This window comes from Lactiplantibacillus xiangfangensis (assembly GCF_001438845.1).
In the GTDB taxonomy this organism is placed as follows: domain Bacteria; phylum Bacillota; class Bacilli; order Lactobacillales; family Lactobacillaceae; genus Lactiplantibacillus; species Lactiplantibacillus xiangfangensis.
The window spans coordinates 89,160-104,890 of the sequence record NZ_JQCL01000080.1 but is presented as its reverse complement, the minus strand read 5'-3'; the positions used below and the strand labels follow the sequence as shown (position 1 = coordinate 104,890).

General features: G+C 47.0%; 13 protein-coding genes. 1 reads left to right on the top strand and 12 read right to left on the bottom strand.

The genetic code is table 11. The features are described from left to right. Window positions 1-276: 276 nt before the first annotated feature. The 12 genes from khpA to IV64_RS09675 all read right to left on the bottom strand — a co-directional run bounded on the left by khpA (window position 277) and on the right by IV64_RS09675 (window position 14,995). Window positions 277-534 carry an RNA-binding protein KhpA gene (khpA, locus tag IV64_RS09730; RefSeq protein WP_057707050.1) on the bottom strand — a complete coding sequence of 86 codons (258 nt, stop codon included), beginning with the start codon at window positions 532-534 and terminating at the stop codon, window positions 277-279. Window positions 535-551: 17 nt separating this feature from the next. Beyond that, window positions 552-824, bottom strand: a complete 273-nt coding sequence (rpsP, locus tag IV64_RS09725) for a 30S ribosomal protein S16 (RefSeq protein ID WP_057707049.1) — start codon at window positions 822-824, stop codon at window positions 552-554. Between the two features lie 96 nt (window positions 825-920). Beyond that, the gene (gene ffh / locus IV64_RS09720; protein WP_057707048.1) at window positions 921-2,369 is read right to left on the bottom strand and encodes a signal recognition particle protein; all 1,449 of its coding nucleotides are present in this window, start codon (window positions 2,367-2,369) and stop codon (window positions 921-923) included. Between the two features lie 21 nt (window positions 2,370-2,390). Next, entirely contained in the window at window positions 2,391-2,738 is a 348-nt protein-coding gene (locus IV64_RS09715) for a putative DNA-binding protein (protein ID WP_057707047.1), read from the bottom strand. A 512-nt stretch (window positions 2,739-3,250) separates the two neighbouring features. Then, on the bottom strand, window positions 3,251-4,714 hold the full coding sequence (gene ftsY, locus IV64_RS09710) for a signal recognition particle-docking protein FtsY (protein WP_057707046.1): 1,464 nt from the start codon (window positions 4,712-4,714) through the stop codon (window positions 3,251-3,253). 27 nt (window positions 4,715-4,741) lie between these two features. Further along, the gene (smc, locus tag IV64_RS09705) at window positions 4,742-8,302 is read right to left on the bottom strand and encodes a chromosome segregation protein SMC (RefSeq protein ID WP_057707045.1); all 3,561 of its coding nucleotides are present in this window, start codon (window positions 8,300-8,302) and stop codon (window positions 4,742-4,744) included. Between the two features lie 87 nt (window positions 8,303-8,389). Continuing rightward, a complete protein-coding gene (gene rnc, locus IV64_RS09700) occupies window positions 8,390-9,088 on the bottom strand; it encodes a ribonuclease III (RefSeq protein WP_057707044.1) in 699 nt (232 codons plus the stop codon). 144 nt (window positions 9,089-9,232) lie between these two features. Next, window positions 9,233-9,478, bottom strand: a complete 246-nt coding sequence (gene acpP / locus IV64_RS09695; RefSeq protein ID WP_057707043.1) for an acyl carrier protein — start codon at window positions 9,476-9,478, stop codon at window positions 9,233-9,235. Between the two features lie 38 nt (window positions 9,479-9,516). Further along, on the bottom strand, window positions 9,517-10,563 hold the full coding sequence (gene plsX, locus IV64_RS09690; RefSeq protein WP_083491634.1) for a phosphate acyltransferase PlsX: 1,047 nt from the start codon (window positions 10,561-10,563) through the stop codon (window positions 9,517-9,519). Between the two features lie 30 nt (window positions 10,564-10,593). After that, on the bottom strand, window positions 10,594-12,633 hold the full coding sequence (gene recG, locus IV64_RS09685; protein ID WP_057707042.1) for an ATP-dependent DNA helicase RecG: 2,040 nt from the start codon (window positions 12,631-12,633) through the stop codon (window positions 10,594-10,596). Between the two features lie 253 nt (window positions 12,634-12,886). Continuing rightward, entirely contained in the window at window positions 12,887-14,596 is a 1,710-nt protein-coding gene (locus IV64_RS09680) for a DAK2 domain-containing protein (protein WP_057707041.1), read from the bottom strand. 36 nt (window positions 14,597-14,632) lie between these two features. After that, the gene (locus tag IV64_RS09675; protein ID WP_057707040.1) at window positions 14,633-14,995 is read right to left on the bottom strand and encodes an Asp23/Gls24 family envelope stress response protein; all 363 of its coding nucleotides are present in this window, start codon (window positions 14,993-14,995) and stop codon (window positions 14,633-14,635) included. A 237-nt stretch (window positions 14,996-15,232) separates the two neighbouring features. On the opposite strand from IV64_RS09675, the gene rpmB reads away from it, so the two are divergent. Then, window positions 15,233-15,418, top strand: a complete 186-nt coding sequence (gene rpmB / locus IV64_RS09670) for a 50S ribosomal protein L28 (protein WP_057707039.1) — start codon at window positions 15,233-15,235, stop codon at window positions 15,416-15,418. Window positions 15,419-15,731: the final 313 nt, after the last annotated feature.

Here is a 15,731-nt window from a genome sequence, read left to right as displayed (position 1 = left end):
TCTTTGCAATCACTGACAAGCCCCAACCATCCTTATGTTAATAAAGTTGCCTGCAGCGAAGTCGATTAGGACTGGTGTGCTGTGTCGGCAAGATTAGCTGAAAGTTTTTCGCAGCTAATCCGGGGCTATTCAAAGACGTGGTTTATCGGCTTTGAATCGAGGCTCCAGACCGCACTATGGCTGGAACCGTCCCCCAGTCCTAATCGACGAAGCGACCACTATTAAACCCTTTAGATAAGTAATAAAAAAGCTCTTAAACAAAACATCGCTGCTTGCTCAAGAGTTTTTTTGTTGTCCGTCTTCGATCGTAAGCCGGACACGTTTAGGTCCTGAAACGCGGACACTATACACAATCGTCCGAATTGCAGAAGCAACCCGTCCCTGGCGACCAATCACCCGTCCAATATCTTCGGGGTTAACCGTTAAGTTATATTCAAGGTACCGTTGGGTTTCCTTAAAAGTAACTTGGATATCATCAGGATGTTGGACCAAAGGCGTGACAACCGTGGTGATTAAAGCTTTAATATCTGCCATGATCTATTACCGCTTTATTATTTAGTGTACTTTGCTTCGTGGTACTTCTTCATGATACCGGCTTTAGATAAAATATTCTTAACCGTATCTGAAGGTTGCGCACCGTTGTTCAACCAACCGAGGATATCTTCCTCTTCAAGCTTAACTTGGGCTGGTTCAGTAAGTGGGTTGTATGTGCCGACTTGGGCGATAAAACGACCATCACGTGGTGACCGTGAGTCTGCTACGACAATCCGGTAAAATGGATTTTTCTTTGAACCCATCCGCTTTAGACGAATCTTGACTGACATTTAAACACCTCCCGAATTCTTTAACAGGTAATAATATACCAGTAAATCAATAGCTTGTAAAGGACTTTTTCTTGACAGGCTAAAAAATCTTTTAAACTAGCGTTTCCGACGACGCATTGCCTTCGCTAAACGCTTTTGTTTTGTCTTCTTAGTTTGCCGCACCATGCGCTTCATGGCCATTTGCTGCATCTTACCACCGATACCGCCGCCATTGCCGCCCATCAGGCCTTCCATGCCGGCAAAGTTACCCTTCGACATTTGGTTCATCATCTTTTTGGTTTGGTTAAATTGTTTGATCATCCGATTAACTTCGTGGATTGGACGCCCAGAACCAGCTGCGATTCGCCGGCGCCGTGAAGGATTCAATAAATCGGGATCCGTTTTTTCTTTTTCAGTCATTGAATAAACAATGGCCCGCACGTGTGCGATGTCTTTAGGATCCATGTTGACGTTCTTCATGGCCGGATTGTTAGCCATTCCGGGGATCATTTTCATGATATCTTCCATGCTCCCCATCTTGTCAACTTGGTCTAATTGCGCAAGAAAATCGTTAAAGTCGAAGCTGTTTTCCTGAATCTTGCGGTTCATTTCTTCGGCTTCTTTTTCATCATACTGTTTTTGCGCCTTTTCAATCAGCGTCAGCATGTCACCCATACCAAGAATTCGATCCGCCATCCGATCTGGATGGAAGACGTCAAGGTCGGTCATCTTTTCACCTTGACCAACGAACTTGATCGGTTTGCCAGTCACGGCCCGAATAGAAAGCGCGGCCCCACCACGGGTATCCCCGTCTAACTTGGTCAAAACAACCCCGGTCACGTCTAACTTATCGTTAAACCCTTCGGCCGTGTTAACGGCATTTTGCCCAGTCATGGCATCGATTACTAACAGAATTTCGTCAGGATGGACTAAATCCTTGATGTTAGCCAATTCATTCATTAACTGTTCGTCAATTTGTAAACGACCAGCCGTATCAATGAAGACGTAGTCATTATGGTTTTCTTTTGCGTGGGCCATCCCTTGACGCACGATTTCAACCGGATCAACGTCCGTTCCCATTTCAAAGACCGGTACGCCAATTTGATCCCCAACTTGTTGTAATTGTTGGATCGCAGCGGGACGGTAAACGTCGGCCGCAATCATTAATGGCCGCGCGTTTTCTTCATTTTTAAGCTTGAGGGCTAACTTCCCAACGGTCGTCGTTTTCCCGGCCCCTTGAAGCCCGGCCATCATAATAACGGTTGGAATCTTGGCCGATTTGTTCAATGGTACGGCCGTTTCACCCATCGTCTTCGTTAATTCTTCATTAACGATCTTAACGATTTGTTGCGCTGGATTTAAACCTTCCAGCACTTTTGCCCCGAGGGCGCGGTCGCGGACCGTCTTAACAAAGTCCTTAACGACTGAAAAGTTAACGTCGGCTTCCAACAACGCGAGGCGAATTTCGCGCATCGTTTGCCGTAAGTCGCTTTCTGAGACCTTCCCCTTACGTCGGAGATTGGTCATTGCTTTTTGTAAACGTTCTGTTAGGCCTTCAAATGCCATCAGTGTCACCTAACCTTTATATTATTCTGAGTCAGCTTCTAAGCTAACTAGTTGTTGAATCATCTTAATTAACGTTGCATCACCGTGGTAATGCGCTTTGATATAGTCAGAAATAGCGTCGACTTCGTGGTTACGTTCCACAAAATCATGGTACAAGCTAAGTTTGGCTTCATAACCTTCTAAAATCTTTTCGGTCCGTTTGATATTATCATAGACCGCTTGGCGTGAGACCGAAAACTCGGCCGCAATTTCACCTAAGGAATAGTCATCGCCGTAGTACAGTTGAATATATTCTTTTTGTTTAGTCGTTAATAACGGTTCATAAAACTCAAATAGCGAGTTAATCCGATAATTTTTTTCAATTTCCATGCGGTGACTCCTCGCGCGATATTCTCAGACTACATACTAGTTAAGATTACCGATTTTAGTAGGATTCGTCAACTCTCAGCCGCCATTTTCATATAAAAAATGAAAGGGCGCTCATTTGTACCTAGTTTTAGTTTCGCTAATCTCCAGACACCTAGACTAGAGGTTGCATAGGACATTTGGAATTAAGTCCCGTTGTATCAAGATCTGAGCTAATAAAAATTAGTTGCTTGTCAGTTATTCCAGTGATAACAATCGTAAAATTTCTTTTAGCGAAGTTGGGTAGCTTTGGGTGCTGTGTCGGCAAGATTGGCAGGACTTTTTCCTGCTAATCTTGCGGGGCAGTTCAAAGACGCGGGTTATCGGCTTTGAATTGAGGCCTCAGACCGCAGTGTGGCTGGGGCCGTCCCCCATAGCAACCCAAGGCTACCCAACGTAGCGGCTAAGTTAGACTTTACCCAAACACAAAAGATGGTCCTTAAGAGCGAGTCCTAAGCACCATCTTGATTATTCATTTAGGCTGTAATGACATCTTTAAATAGCCCGTAGACAAAGTCATTGGCGTTAAATGGCCGTAAATCAGTTACTTTTTCACCTAGACCAACATACTTCACGGCGAGGTGTAGTTCGTTTCGAATCGCCAACACGATCCCACCACGAGCCGTCCCGTCGAGTTTCGTCAAAACGATGCCACTCACGTTCGTGGACTGCTTGAACAGTTTCGCTTGATTCAACGCATTTTGTCCAGTCGTAGCATCCAGCACTAGTAAGACTTCGTGCGGTGCATCTGGGATTTCACGCGTGATGACCCGCTTGATTTTTTCCAACTCGTTCATCAAGTTGACCTTGTTTTGCAACCGACCAGCGGTATCAACGAAGAGCACGTCGTAGTCTTCGGCCTTAGCTTTCTTGACCGCGTCAAAGCAAACGGAGGCTGGATCACTCTTTTCAGGGCCAGCAACAACGTCAACGCCGTCCCGTTCGCCCCAAACTTGCAGTTGTTGAATGGCACCCGCCCGGAACGTGTCACAGGCAGCCAGTAGGACTTTTTTGCCCTGCTGTTTATACATGTTTGCCATTTTACCGATGGTCGTCGTCTTACCGGCCCCGTTGACCCCAACAAACAGGATCACGGTTGGGCCGCTTTTCGCCATGTGAATCGAATTATCTTCGCCTTTACCGGCTTCACCGTACATATCGACTAACTTTTCAACGATAACGCTAGAAATTTCTTTCTTGCTCTTAACGTTTTGAAGCTTTACTTCGTCACGTAACTCGTCGCTGATCCGCATTGCCGTTTCATAACCCACATCGGATTCAATCAACGTGTCTTCCAGGTCGTCAAAGAAGCTTTCATCAACGTGCCGGAAGTTGGCCAAAAAGGCGTTGATGCGATCCCCAAAGGTCTTCCGCGACTTCTTCAAGCCTTCATCGTAACGCTGCGCTTCAGTTGGTTCCGCTTCGCTTTCAGCTGATACCTCAGATTCAGCCACAGCCGCACTGGTTGCTGCCGAGACTGCTTCTGGCACGTCACTCGACTCGTCTACAGTGGCCGCTTCTTCGCTAGCAGGTGCTGCTACAGAAGCACTTTGGCTCGCAACCGCTGCTTTCAAAGCTGCAATTGACTTCGCAACGGCTTCACTCGCTGTTAATTGCGGGGCTGAGGCAGAATCAGCTTCAGTTGATTCTGCCTCACTAGCAGGTGCCTGTGACGCCGTTGATTCAGCCGCAACTGATTCTACAACGGGTGCTTCGGAAACGCCTTGAGCCGAAACGGGCGCCTCAGAAATTGGGGCTTCACTACTAGCTACCGTGCTCTCGACTGGCGCACTGCTGGCAGCGACGCTTTCAACGTCACTAGTGCCAGCACTTGCCTGACTAGTTTCACTGTCAACGGCTTCACTCGCCGCCGCGCTTGCTTGGGATTCTTCAGATTCAGGTAAACTGAATGCTTTTTTCAGGCGACTAAACAGTCCCATGTTGAACACTTCCTTTTCTTATTTGAATTAGTTTTGTTCATTTTTAAGATCTGCTAAGGATACCGAGACCATTTTGGAGACCCCGGATTCTTCCATGGTGACACCGTATAAGACATCGGCATGCATCATCGTTCCCTTACGGTGCGTGATGATGACAAACTGTGTCCCCGTTTGAAAGTCATTTAAATATTGGCTGAAACGGTCAACGTTAGCATCGTCCAACGCGGCTTCAGCTTCATCCAAAATACTAAACGGCACTGGACGAACCGCCAAGATTGCAAATAGCAAGGTGATGGCCGTCAACGCCCGTTCCCCACCAGATAATAGGCTTAACCGTTGGAACTTCTTGCCAGGTGGCTGGGCCATAATATCGACCCCGCTCGTCAGCAAGTGCTCCGGATCGGTCAAAATTAATTCGGCCTTTCCACCACCAAACATTTGCACAAAAATCGTACTAAACTGTTTAGCAACTTGGTCAAAGGCCGTCTTAAAGCGGGTCGCAACGGTCGTATCTAAATCAGCCATCGTTTGTAACAGGTGGGCTTTAGATTCTTTCAAATCGCTAGCCTGCAAGCTTAAGAAGTCGTAACGTTCCTTCACGCGATCAAACTCCTCAATCGCACCTAGGTTAACCGTCCCAATTTCATCCAACCCGCGTTTTAACAATTTCAACTGCTCATTAATGGCAGGCAATTCTAAGTCACTGACATCGCTTTTGGCTGCTTCGACCGTCAAGCTATACTTTTCGGCCAAATCCGCCGTTGCATGATCGACTTCACCGGTTAACTTGGTTTGACTTAACTCAAGACGCCGGTAATCATCAGTTGCGGCAGCAGCCAGTTGCTGATTGCGAACCTGTTGATCTGAAAGCTCTTCAACGGTGTCGTTGAGGTCCCCTAATCGTTGGTCACAGTCTTTACGGGCCTGCAATACTTTAGCCTGACTGGCTTGAGCCGTTTTAAGGACCGATGCCCGTTCCTGTACCGACATTTGTTGACTCGCAAGGTCCGTCTTGATTTCTTCCAAACTAGCGCGCGCTTGCGCTTGCGCCTGGGTCTGTTGCTGGACTTGTTGGTCACACTGTTCGACCTGGACCTGCGTTTGTTTACACCGTTCCTGCAACGTGACCAGTTGTTCACGTTGGTCTTGCAGCCGGCTACTTTGCGCCTTTTGGTAGGCTTCGTAGTCGTTTTGCTGCTGTTCAACGGTTGCCATTTGTGCCTGATAGTCTTTCAACTTAGCGTCGTTATCGGCCTTAGCCTGCTCGTTACGCGTAACCTGGTCTTCATAACTATCATCGGCCTGACTACGCTGGCGTTGTTCATAATCGAGGGCTTTAACCTGACGCGCCAATTGAGTCTGTTCACTTTGAGCCGCCTGTAACTGAGCTTGGACCTGATTCAACTGATCCTTTAAGTCACTCAGCCGTTGTTGATTCGTCTCAATCTGTGAAGAGAGGTCCTGATTAGCTTTCTTAGCGTCAGCCAAGTCCTTTTCGTAAGTGATTAGTTCGCCTTGCATTTGGTCGACGTTCGCCGCAATCTTTTCAGCGGACTGTTGCTGTTGTAGCAGTCCGTTGTCATCGTGACGAGTCGCACCACCGGTAATCGCACCACTGGCCGCAATCGTTTCGCCACCAACCGTTACTAATTTGCAACGGAAACGGCGGGTCCGCGAAATGGCCATGGCGTGATCTAACGTATCAACAATGACCGTCGTACCCAGTAAATAGCGCTTAATCGCTAGTAACTGGGGTTCACAGTCGACCAGTTCACTGGCAATACCCAAAACACCGGGTTGTTGTTGCAACTCGTGTTCAGTATTGACGGCAAGTTGCCGGGCCTGAATCCGGTCAACTGGTAAAAAGGTCGCCCGACCAGCGTGGTTCTGCTTTAAGAAGTTAACCACGACCTTGGCCGTCTGCTGGGTATCACAAACGATGTTTTGTAATTGCCCACCAAGCGCGACTTCCACGGCCTTTGTATATGAACTTGGGACCGTTAACAGTTCAGAGACCGCGCCGGCGACACCGGCAAACTGTTGCCGATGTTGCAAAACCATTCGTACACCGGCGTAAAAATTCGTGTAACGTTCTTGGACCGATTGTAACGCCTCTAACCGTGACTTTTCGCGTTGCATCATCCCGGCAGCATCTAACCACCGTTGCTGTTGCTGATCAATCTTAACGGCGTTAGCTTTAAACTGTTCCCGTTGCTGTGTTAGTGCAGTTTGTTGCTGCGTCAATTGATTTTGCAAGGTACTCTGGTCACGGTTATGAACATCGACCGTCGTTTGTGCCCGCTTAAGGTTAGCTTGGGCGGTCACTAAACGTTGGGCCAACGCATCGGTTTGGTTCCCCGCTTGTTGGTGCTGTTTCACTAAGTTCTTAGCTTCATTATTTAGTTCGGCTTGAACCTGCTTCTCATCTACGTACGCATTGCGCAACGCAGTTAATTGATCAGCCAGTTGTTTACGTCCCGCTTCACTAGTCGCCGTTGTCAACTCGGCGACCGTCGCCTTCAACTTTTTGATTTGCTCGCGTTGTTGGCTCAGCTGTGCGGTTAGTTGGGATCGCTGTTCACCCAAACTAGCCAGCTGATCCGTGGCGTTAGCCAGTTCCGCTTGTAAACGACTTTGCGTGGCCTGCTGGTTCTGCCGGCGTTCGGCGTCGACCCCTTGTTGCCCCTGCGTATTTTCGATCGTTTTCGTCAGTTCCAAGTTTTTGGCTGCCAGTTGATCTTTTAACTGGCGTTGTTCAGCTTGTTGAGCCGTCAACGTTGCCAACTTGGTCGCACCAGCATCAACTTGTTGTTGGTACTGGGCAACGAGCGTCTTGGCGCCGGTCAGCTTTTGGTTGACCGTGACTAATTGATCGTGCGCAATTGTCATCTTTTTGACTAACCGTGAACGGTCTAAATCGTCATACTTTTGTTTTTGATCCTGATAATCCCGAGCTAAACTAGCTTGTTGCTCCAGCGGTCCTTTTTGTTGCGCAAGTTCCGCGATGATGTCATTGACCCGATCTAAATAGTCGGTCGTTTCTGCTAGCTTAGCCTCCGTGGTACTTTTATCCTTTTTGTACTTTAAAACACCCGCAACGTCTTCGATAATACTCCGACGATCTTCCGGTTTGGCGTTAAAGACCGCCTCAACTCGACCTTGTGAAATGACGGAGAAGGAATCTTTTCCAAGCCCCGTATCGATCATCAAGTTGGTGATGTCTTTTAGCCGGCAACTTTGATTATTGATCAGATAATCACTGTCACCATTCCGGAATAATTTACGCGTAATGCTGACTTCCGCATAGTCTAGTGGTAAAAAGTGATCACTATTATCAAACGTAATCGTGACTTTTGCCATGTTGAGCGGCTTGCGGTTTGCAGAACCGGCAAAGATAACGTCGGTCATTTTTGTTCCACGCAAACTTTTGACAGCCTGCTCGCCCAGGACCCAGCGAATGGCTTCGATAATGTTACTCTTACCACTACCGTTTGGGCCGACAATGCCAGTCATTCCGGCTTGAAAATCAATTTTGGTTTTATCGGCAAAGGACTTAAAGCCGCTGATTTCTAATGATTTAAGTTGCATTCGACACAAACTTCCTGTAATTATTAATCGTTACTTAACGACAATATAAAATATTTCGATAGCTATACTTCACTGTCACAGTCAAAACTAATCCTGCTGTTGTGCTTGAGTGTAAGCTTGGTGCGCAGCGCTTTGTTCGGCTTCCTTCTTGGAATGTCCCCAGCCCTGACCAATCTTTTTACCATCGGCTAAGACGGCAATTTCGTAAGACCGTTCGTTGGCCGGACCATCTTGTTCAATGAGTTGATAGTCGATAGCAACATCGCCATCTCGTTGTAAATATTCTTGCAACGTGGTCTTATAATCAAAGACCCCGTCAAAGCGGCCTTCATCCAACTTAGGAAAGATGACTTGGCGAACGAACTTCAAGACTGGTTCACGGCCTTGATCTAGGTATAAAGCGCCCACGAAGGATTCAAAAATGTCGCAAAGGAGGGAATCACGTTCCCACGCCCGGGCTTTTTGTTCCCCTTTACCTAAGCGAATATATTGCGGAAACCCGCACTCCCGCGCGAAACTGGCGAAACTATCTTCGCACACCATCGCAGCTCGGAGGCGAGTCAACTTGCCTTGGGGCATGTCTTTATAGCGTTTGTATAAATACTCGGATACGGCTAATTCCAAGACGGCATCCCCCAAAAATTCGACCCGTTCATAAAACTTCAAGTTTTGATCCTGATGTTCATTGACGTATGAGGCCTGTGTGAAGGCTTCCGCTAATAAATCAGGATTGTTAAAAACGATCCCAAAACGGTCTTTGAGCATCGCAGCTAATTCTGTAATCATATTGTGCTTCCTTCCTTAAACAAAATACCGATACAATTAAATATTATACTATGATTGGCTGTTTAATAACAATTTTATTAGGTGTGATCCCCCTAATATTCAAAAAGCAGGTTCCCAATCGGGAGACCTGCTTTTTGAGGACCATTATTTTGCTTGGTGAGCAGCGACGTAATCGACAACTTCACCAACCGTTGAAAGCTTTTCGGCATCTTCGTCAGAAATTTCACTTCCAAAGGTATCTTCAAGTTCCAAGACAAATTCGACAAAATCAATGGAGTCAGCGTCCAAATCCTTTTGCAGATTCATTTCATTGGTAACTTTACTTTGATCAATTTCAAAACGATCAGCAATGATGGCCGCAATCTTATTAAAAATTTCTTCTTTCGTCATGTAGAAACTCCTCACTAACTTGAATTCACTAAAGTATTCTAATCGTTTTCCGCGGGCTTGTCTACACTTGCTTGCTGATTAGCTTGCTGGGTGGCAAAGTACTCCGCCACACCGGGCACGAGATCCGTGCTGACCATCTGCCGAATTTGACGAATCGTATTAACGATGGTTGGTGCTTTACTGGAACCGTGCGCCTTCACAACGGGCGCCTGCAAGCCTAATAAGACGGCCCCACCGTACTGTGAGTAGTCCATTTGAGAACGAATCTGATTGAACCCATTCTTTAAGAGCAAGCCACCTAGTTTACCACCGACCCCGGTATTATAAACGGCGTCCTTCACTAGTCCTAGCATAGAACGGGCAGTACCTTCAATACTCTTTAAAACGGCGTTACCGGTAAAACCGTCGGTAACGACCACGTCCGCAACCCCGTTCAATAAATCACGAGATTCAACGTTACCAACGAAGTTAATGTCGGCCGTCTGGGAAAGTAACTCAAAGGCTGCTTTATGCACCTTATTTCCCTTATCGTCTTCCGTCCCGTTATTAAGTAAGGCGACCCGCGGATTCTTCGCGTGCATCATACGTTCCGCGTAGTAAGTCCCTAACACACCGTATTGTTGCAAGTTTAACGGCTTACTGTCAGCGTTAGCCCCAATGTCCATCATCACAAAGTTCGACTGGTTCGCATTGCGGACGACGGGTAAAGCCGTAACTAATCCGGGACGGTCAATCCCTTTGATCCGGCCAACAATAAATAACCCGGCTGCTAGTACCGCACCCGAATTACCGGCAGAGAAAAAGGCGTCGGCCTGACCGTCTTTAACGGCTTGCGCCGCCATCACGATCGATGAATTCTTTTTGCGGCGCACGGCCCGTACCGGTTCATCTTCCATCGTAATCACTTCGTCAGCATTAATAATTTGGATGCGTTCCCGGTTCTTTAACTGGGCAGTAATGACGTCCCGTTGACCGTAAAGTAAAAAGACCGTGTCCTCAAATAAGTCGCGGGCCTGTTCGACCCCTTCAATTACTGCGTTAGGGGCGTAGTCGCCACCCATGGCATCGATCGCAATCTTGATCATCTTGTCACCATTTCCTCTCGTATTCACCAGCTAGTCTAAGGTCCCGACCGCTGCTAATTTCACTTTTAAATATTGGGCCAGTGCCCGGTTGTCCGGTTGATCTTGCCAATCTGCTTGTTGCACAATGGCGTGTGCGTCTTGCTGAGCAACTTGTAAAACGTTCAAATCCGCAATCGGATCACCAACTTTAAAGGCTGGCATCCCCGATTGCTTGACGCCCAGCACGTCCCCAGCACCCCGTAATTCTAAGTCCTTCTGGGCAAGCACAAAACCATTGGTCGTTTTGGTCATAATCTGCATCCGTTCAATCCCCTGTTGATTCTTAGGGTCAGCTACTAAAATACAGAACGACGCTTTGCTTCCCCGGCCGACCCGGCCCCGCAATTGATGGAGCTGAGCCAAACCAAACCGGTCAGCGTCGTAGATCATCATGATGGTGGCGTTCTTAACATCAACCCCCACTTCAATGACCGTCGTCGAGACTAACACTTGTAGGTCACCCGCTTTAAATTCAGCCATAACAGCTTCCTTTTCTTCCGGTTTTAAACGCCCGTGTAACAGACCAACTTTAATCGACGGACCAAAGTAATCTTGCAAATTAGCGGATAACGCTTCGGCGTTTTTGACGTCCAGTGTTTCCGATTCTTCAATCAGTGGTGTCACCACGTAAGCCTGTGAGCCGGCATCGATTTGTTGCCGCACGAAACTCAGGGCTGAATTGGCCTGATTACTGCGCACCCACGTCGTCTGAATCGGTTGACGACCCGCGGGCAGTTCATCAATTTCTGATACGTCCATTTCACCATACGCGGTAATCGCTAACGTCCGGGGAATCGGCGTCGCCGTCATGGCCAACGCATCTGGCTGCCCACCTTTTTGCCGGAAGGCCGCCCGTTGATTGACCCCAAAACGGTGTTGCTCATCCGTAATGACCAATCCTAAGTTGGCGTACTCGACCCCGTCTTGAATTAAGGCGTGCGTCCCAATCAAAAGATTGATTTCACCAGCAGCTAAAGCCGCTAACAGCGTCTTGCGGGCCGCGGGTTTCGTTGAACCCGTCAGCAACGCAACGTTAACACCGGTATCCGCAAACACCCGGGCCAAATTATTGGCGTGTTGTTCCGCCAAAATTTCAGTCGGTGCCATTAAGGCCGCCTGATAACCAGCAGTAATGGCCGCATACATCACAATGGCGGCCACAATGGTTTTACCAGAACCCACGTCCCCTTGTAACAACCGGTTCATGTGCTGTGATGATTTTAAATCCAGACAAATCTCATTGACCACCCGCTTTTGCGCGTGGGTCAATTCGAACGGCAACGTCTTGATAAACGCTTTTAAACGGTCATTGTCATAGTGGATCGCAATCCCATTAGTCGTCGCGTCATTTTTTTTGAGTGCTTGCATCTGCATTTGAAATAATAGGAACTCTTCGTAAGTGGCAGAGCGGCGCGCCGCCGTAGACGCATCCTGACTAGCTGGAAAATGCATATCATGGACCATCTGACGCCGCGACAGTAACCGGTACTTCGTCTCTAACGCCGGCGGCACGATATCGACCAACAAATCGGCGTAATTGTCATACGCCTGCTTGATCAACTTCTGAAGTGTCGTTTGCCGGACCGACTTGCTAGCGGGATAAATTGAACCAAACGCTTCGTCGGCGTTATTAGGGTTAATAATCTTCATCCCAGTCAGACTACTACGCTTAGCGTCCCACTTACCGTAAACGGCAATCGGTTGGCCCGTCTCAATTTGTTTCATCAAGTACGGCTGGTTAAAAAAGGTCACCATGTAAACGTCGTGTTCAATCAACAGCCGAAAGTTCAAGCGGTTCTTTTTACGGCCAAATCGTGCTAAAACTGGTTCCGACGCAACGGTTCCCTTTAAAGTCACTTTTTCCTGATCAGCAATTTCATTAACATCTTTGACTTGGAGATCATCGTAGCGAAAGGGATAGTACGTTAAAAGGTCGGCGACCGTATTAATACCTAGTTCCGCTAACGCTTTTTGTCGTGCTGGACCAACACCACTCAGCGTTCCCACGGCGTCACTTAATTGTTGTGCCATCTCCGCACACCCTTTCCGAAAGATTATGTGTCAATTATACCAAAGACTTTAATGACTGACCAAACACCTAGTTACCGCTCCATCGGGTGGCATCAGTGGCAACCAGACTAACTCATTTGTATTAGTCTAAATACTGATACAACAGTAACCAATTCCTAAATTTAACTTCCAACCTTTAATTAAAACACAAAAAGGGACTGGCACCTTAACAAGCCCAACCCCAATCTGCATAATTTATTTAATTAAGCTAACTTTATTCGACTGAAATCAAGAATGGGTAAACCGGTTGGTCCCCTTCGTGAATTTCAATTTCAAGTTCACTATCTAACGCTTGAACAGCTTTTGCTAATTTATCTGCGTCCGCCTTAGTGGCATCCGCACCATAAATAATCGTGACGAGTTCGCTGTCTTCATCAAGCATGGCTTTAACCATGTCCAACGTTGCCGTCTCACGGTCAGGGTTCGTGATCACGATTTTACCGTCCACTAAGCCCATGTAGTCAGCCTTCTTGATTTCCAAGCCGTCGATAGTCGTGTCCCGAACCGCGTGGGTCACTTGTCCACTGATGACCGTATCAAGCGTGTCTTCCATTTCAGCCTGGTTGTCTTCCAAGTCGGCTTCTGGATTAAACGCCAACATCGCCGTCATCCCTTGCGAAATCGTCTTACTGTGAACGATTTTGACCGGAACGTCAGCCACTTCCGCCGCCTGTTCAGCAGCTAAGAAGATGTTCTTGTTGTTTGGTAAAACAAGGGCTTGTTTGGCACCACTGTCGTTGACCGCTTTAACGATATCCGCCGTACTTGGGTTCATCGTCTGACCGCCAGCGATAATGTGCGTTACACCTAAGCCCGTGAAGAGCTTGGCAATCCCATCACCAGATGAAACTGAAATAATGGCATACCCGTGCATGTCGATTTGTGGCTGTGCGGATTCCGCTGCGGCTACTTTGTTTTCAGCACTCGTTTCTTCTTGGTCATGTTCCATGATGGTTTCTTGTTGTAAACGCATGTTATCCACTTTAACTTTGATCAACGCACCAAAGCGTTGGCCCCAAGTCATGACATCGCCGGGATGTTCAGTGTGCACGTGCACCTTAACAATTTCATCATCGTTAATGACGAGTAACGAATCACCTAGTTTTGCTAAGTAATCGTAGAAAGTATCGTAGTCGAATTTATGATCGACAAGCTTACCGTCGCCGATTCGAACCATGATTTCAGTACAGTAACCGTACTTGATATCATTAGGATCTAATTTCCCTTGGACACTTTGGTGATGGGCAGCGTCGATCATGGAATCCATTTCAGCGTCATCTGGGACGTAGTCTTTAGATTCATCGATCTTGCCACTTAAGGCGTCACTAAAAGCTTCCAATACAAAAGTTAGACCTTGACCACCGGAGTCTACAACCCCGACTTGCTTCAAAACAGGTAACAAATCAGGCGTTGACTTCAGTGCTGCTTCCGCTGCGTCAACGACCTTGGTCATAACCTCACAAATATCATCAGTGCTCTTGGCGGCCTTTTTACCGGCACCAGCAGCTTCTCTGATGACAGTCAGAATAGTTCCCTCAGTAGGTTTCATAACGGCCTTATAAGCCGTCTGAGCGCCAGCTGCGAAGGCTTCTGCCAAATCATTGGCGTCTAACGTTGCTTTACCGGCAACGTTTTTCGAAAAGCCCCGAAAAATTTGTGACAAGATCACGCCAGAATTTCCGCGCGCACCCATTAATAGACCTTTGGCAAGGGCTGAAGCCAAGTCACCCACCTGGGTACTGGTTTCTTCGCGTTCGTATTTCGCCCCGCTGGCCATCGACAAACTCATATTAGTCCCGGTATCACCATCTGGTACCGGAAAGACATTCAAAGAATTAATGAACTCAGCACGTTGGTTTAGCTTTTGAGAAGCAGCTTGCACCATTTTGCCAAATTCAAGGTTAGTAATCGTGGTGATTTTCAATTTCAAAATTCCTCCTTGGCTTACACCAACTTCAATTTAGTCGTTCATTACCCGCACACCTTGGACAATGACGTTGACCGAATTGGCCGTAACGCCAAGCATGTTTTGCAAATTATATTTGACCTTGGCTTGGACATTGCGTGAAACTTCTGAAATTTTAGTGCCATAACTAACAATGACATTGACATCAATGGCGACACCGTTGTCTTCTTGACGAACGACGACACCCCGCGCATAATTTTCGCGGCGTAAAATTTCATTTAAATTATCACGAATTTGATTACGACTAGCCATGCCGACAACCCCGTAATTATCCGTCGCGGCACCGCCGACGACCGTCGCAATAACATCATTATCGATATCGATTGTTCCAAATTGCGTTTTGATTTTGACAGCCATGAAAATAGCCTCCTTGTTTTAACGCGCTCATTTACGATAGTTTATCATAGCACAACAACCCATGAAAGAAAAATCAAGCGACCGTGCTATTGAAAGCCCGCAGCGTAGGAATTTAGCAGTAAAGTAAAATTACTTGATAGAAATGTATTGCAACCTGTATTAAACTATGATAAATTATTCAAGTGAATGATAAAGCAACGACCTTTTATCAATGATTACCGAAGGAGGCAGATCAACATGGCAAAAGACTTCGTTACGGGTAAGCGGACGCACTTTGGTAACACGCGTTCTCACGCCTTAAACCACAGCCGCCGCAGCTGGAAAGCTAACTTGCAAAAAGTTCGCATTTTAGTTGATGGTAAACCAAAGAAGGTTTGGGTTTCAGCTCGGACTTTGAAATCAGGTAAAGTAACGCGCGTTTAGCGCAACAAACCGCCACCACAATTTTTTGTGCCTGGCGTTTTTTGTTACCTAAAATCACGTTTGACGGCATATTTTTTTATAAACTTTATAATTGAATATTCCACCAAAAAAAGATGGCCCTTAAGAATTCATTTCTTAGGAGCCATCTTTTTTGCTTATTACTGATAATTGTGACTAAATTAGCCGCTCCGTCGATCAGAACCGGTGTGCTATAAGGGACGGTCACAGCCAAAGTGCGGTCTGTGGCCTCGCTTCAGAGCCGATAAACCACGTCTCTGAAGTGCCCTGCAATATCAGTCGGCTAAAAAACGCC

What these genes read in the sequence shown, in the direction of transcription:
- smc (WP_057707045.1), bottom strand. Translation starts at nt 8,302, where the DNA reads ATGCAACTTAAATCATTAGAAATCAGCGGCTTTAAGTCCTTTGCCGAT.
- IV64_RS09715 (WP_057707047.1), bottom strand. Translation starts at nt 2,738, where the DNA reads ATGGAAATTGAAAAAAATTATCGGATTAACTCGCTATTTGAGTTTTAT.
- rpsP (WP_057707049.1), bottom strand. Translation starts at nt 824, where the DNA reads ATGTCAGTCAAGATTCGTCTAAAGCGGATGGGTTCAAAGAAAAATCCA.
- khpA (WP_057707050.1), bottom strand. Translation starts at nt 534, where the DNA reads ATGGCAGATATTAAAGCTTTAATCACCACGGTTGTCACGCCTTTGGTC.
- plsX (WP_083491634.1), bottom strand. Translation starts at nt 10,563, where the DNA reads ATGATCAAGATTGCGATCGATGCCATGGGTGGCGACTACGCCCCTAAC.
- recG (WP_057707042.1), bottom strand. Translation starts at nt 12,633, where the DNA reads ATGGCACAACAATTAAGTGACGCCGTGGGAACGCTGAGTGGTGTTGGT.
- rpmB (WP_057707039.1), top strand. Translation starts at nt 15,233, where the DNA reads ATGGCAAAAGACTTCGTTACGGGTAAGCGGACGCACTTTGGTAACACG.
- ffh (WP_057707048.1), bottom strand. Translation starts at nt 2,369, where the DNA reads ATGGCATTTGAAGGCCTAACAGAACGTTTACAAAAAGCAATGACCAAT.
- acpP (WP_057707043.1), bottom strand. Translation starts at nt 9,478, where the DNA reads ATGACGAAAGAAGAAATTTTTAATAAGATTGCGGCCATCATTGCTGAT.
- rnc (WP_057707044.1), bottom strand. Translation starts at nt 9,088, where the DNA reads ATGATTACAGAATTAGCTGCGATGCTCAAAGACCGTTTTGGGATCGTT.
- ftsY (WP_057707046.1), bottom strand. Translation starts at nt 4,714, where the DNA reads ATGGGACTGTTTAGTCGCCTGAAAAAAGCATTCAGTTTACCTGAATCT.
- IV64_RS09675 (WP_057707040.1), bottom strand. Translation starts at nt 14,995, where the DNA reads ATGGCTGTCAAAATCAAAACGCAATTTGGAACAATCGATATCGATAAT.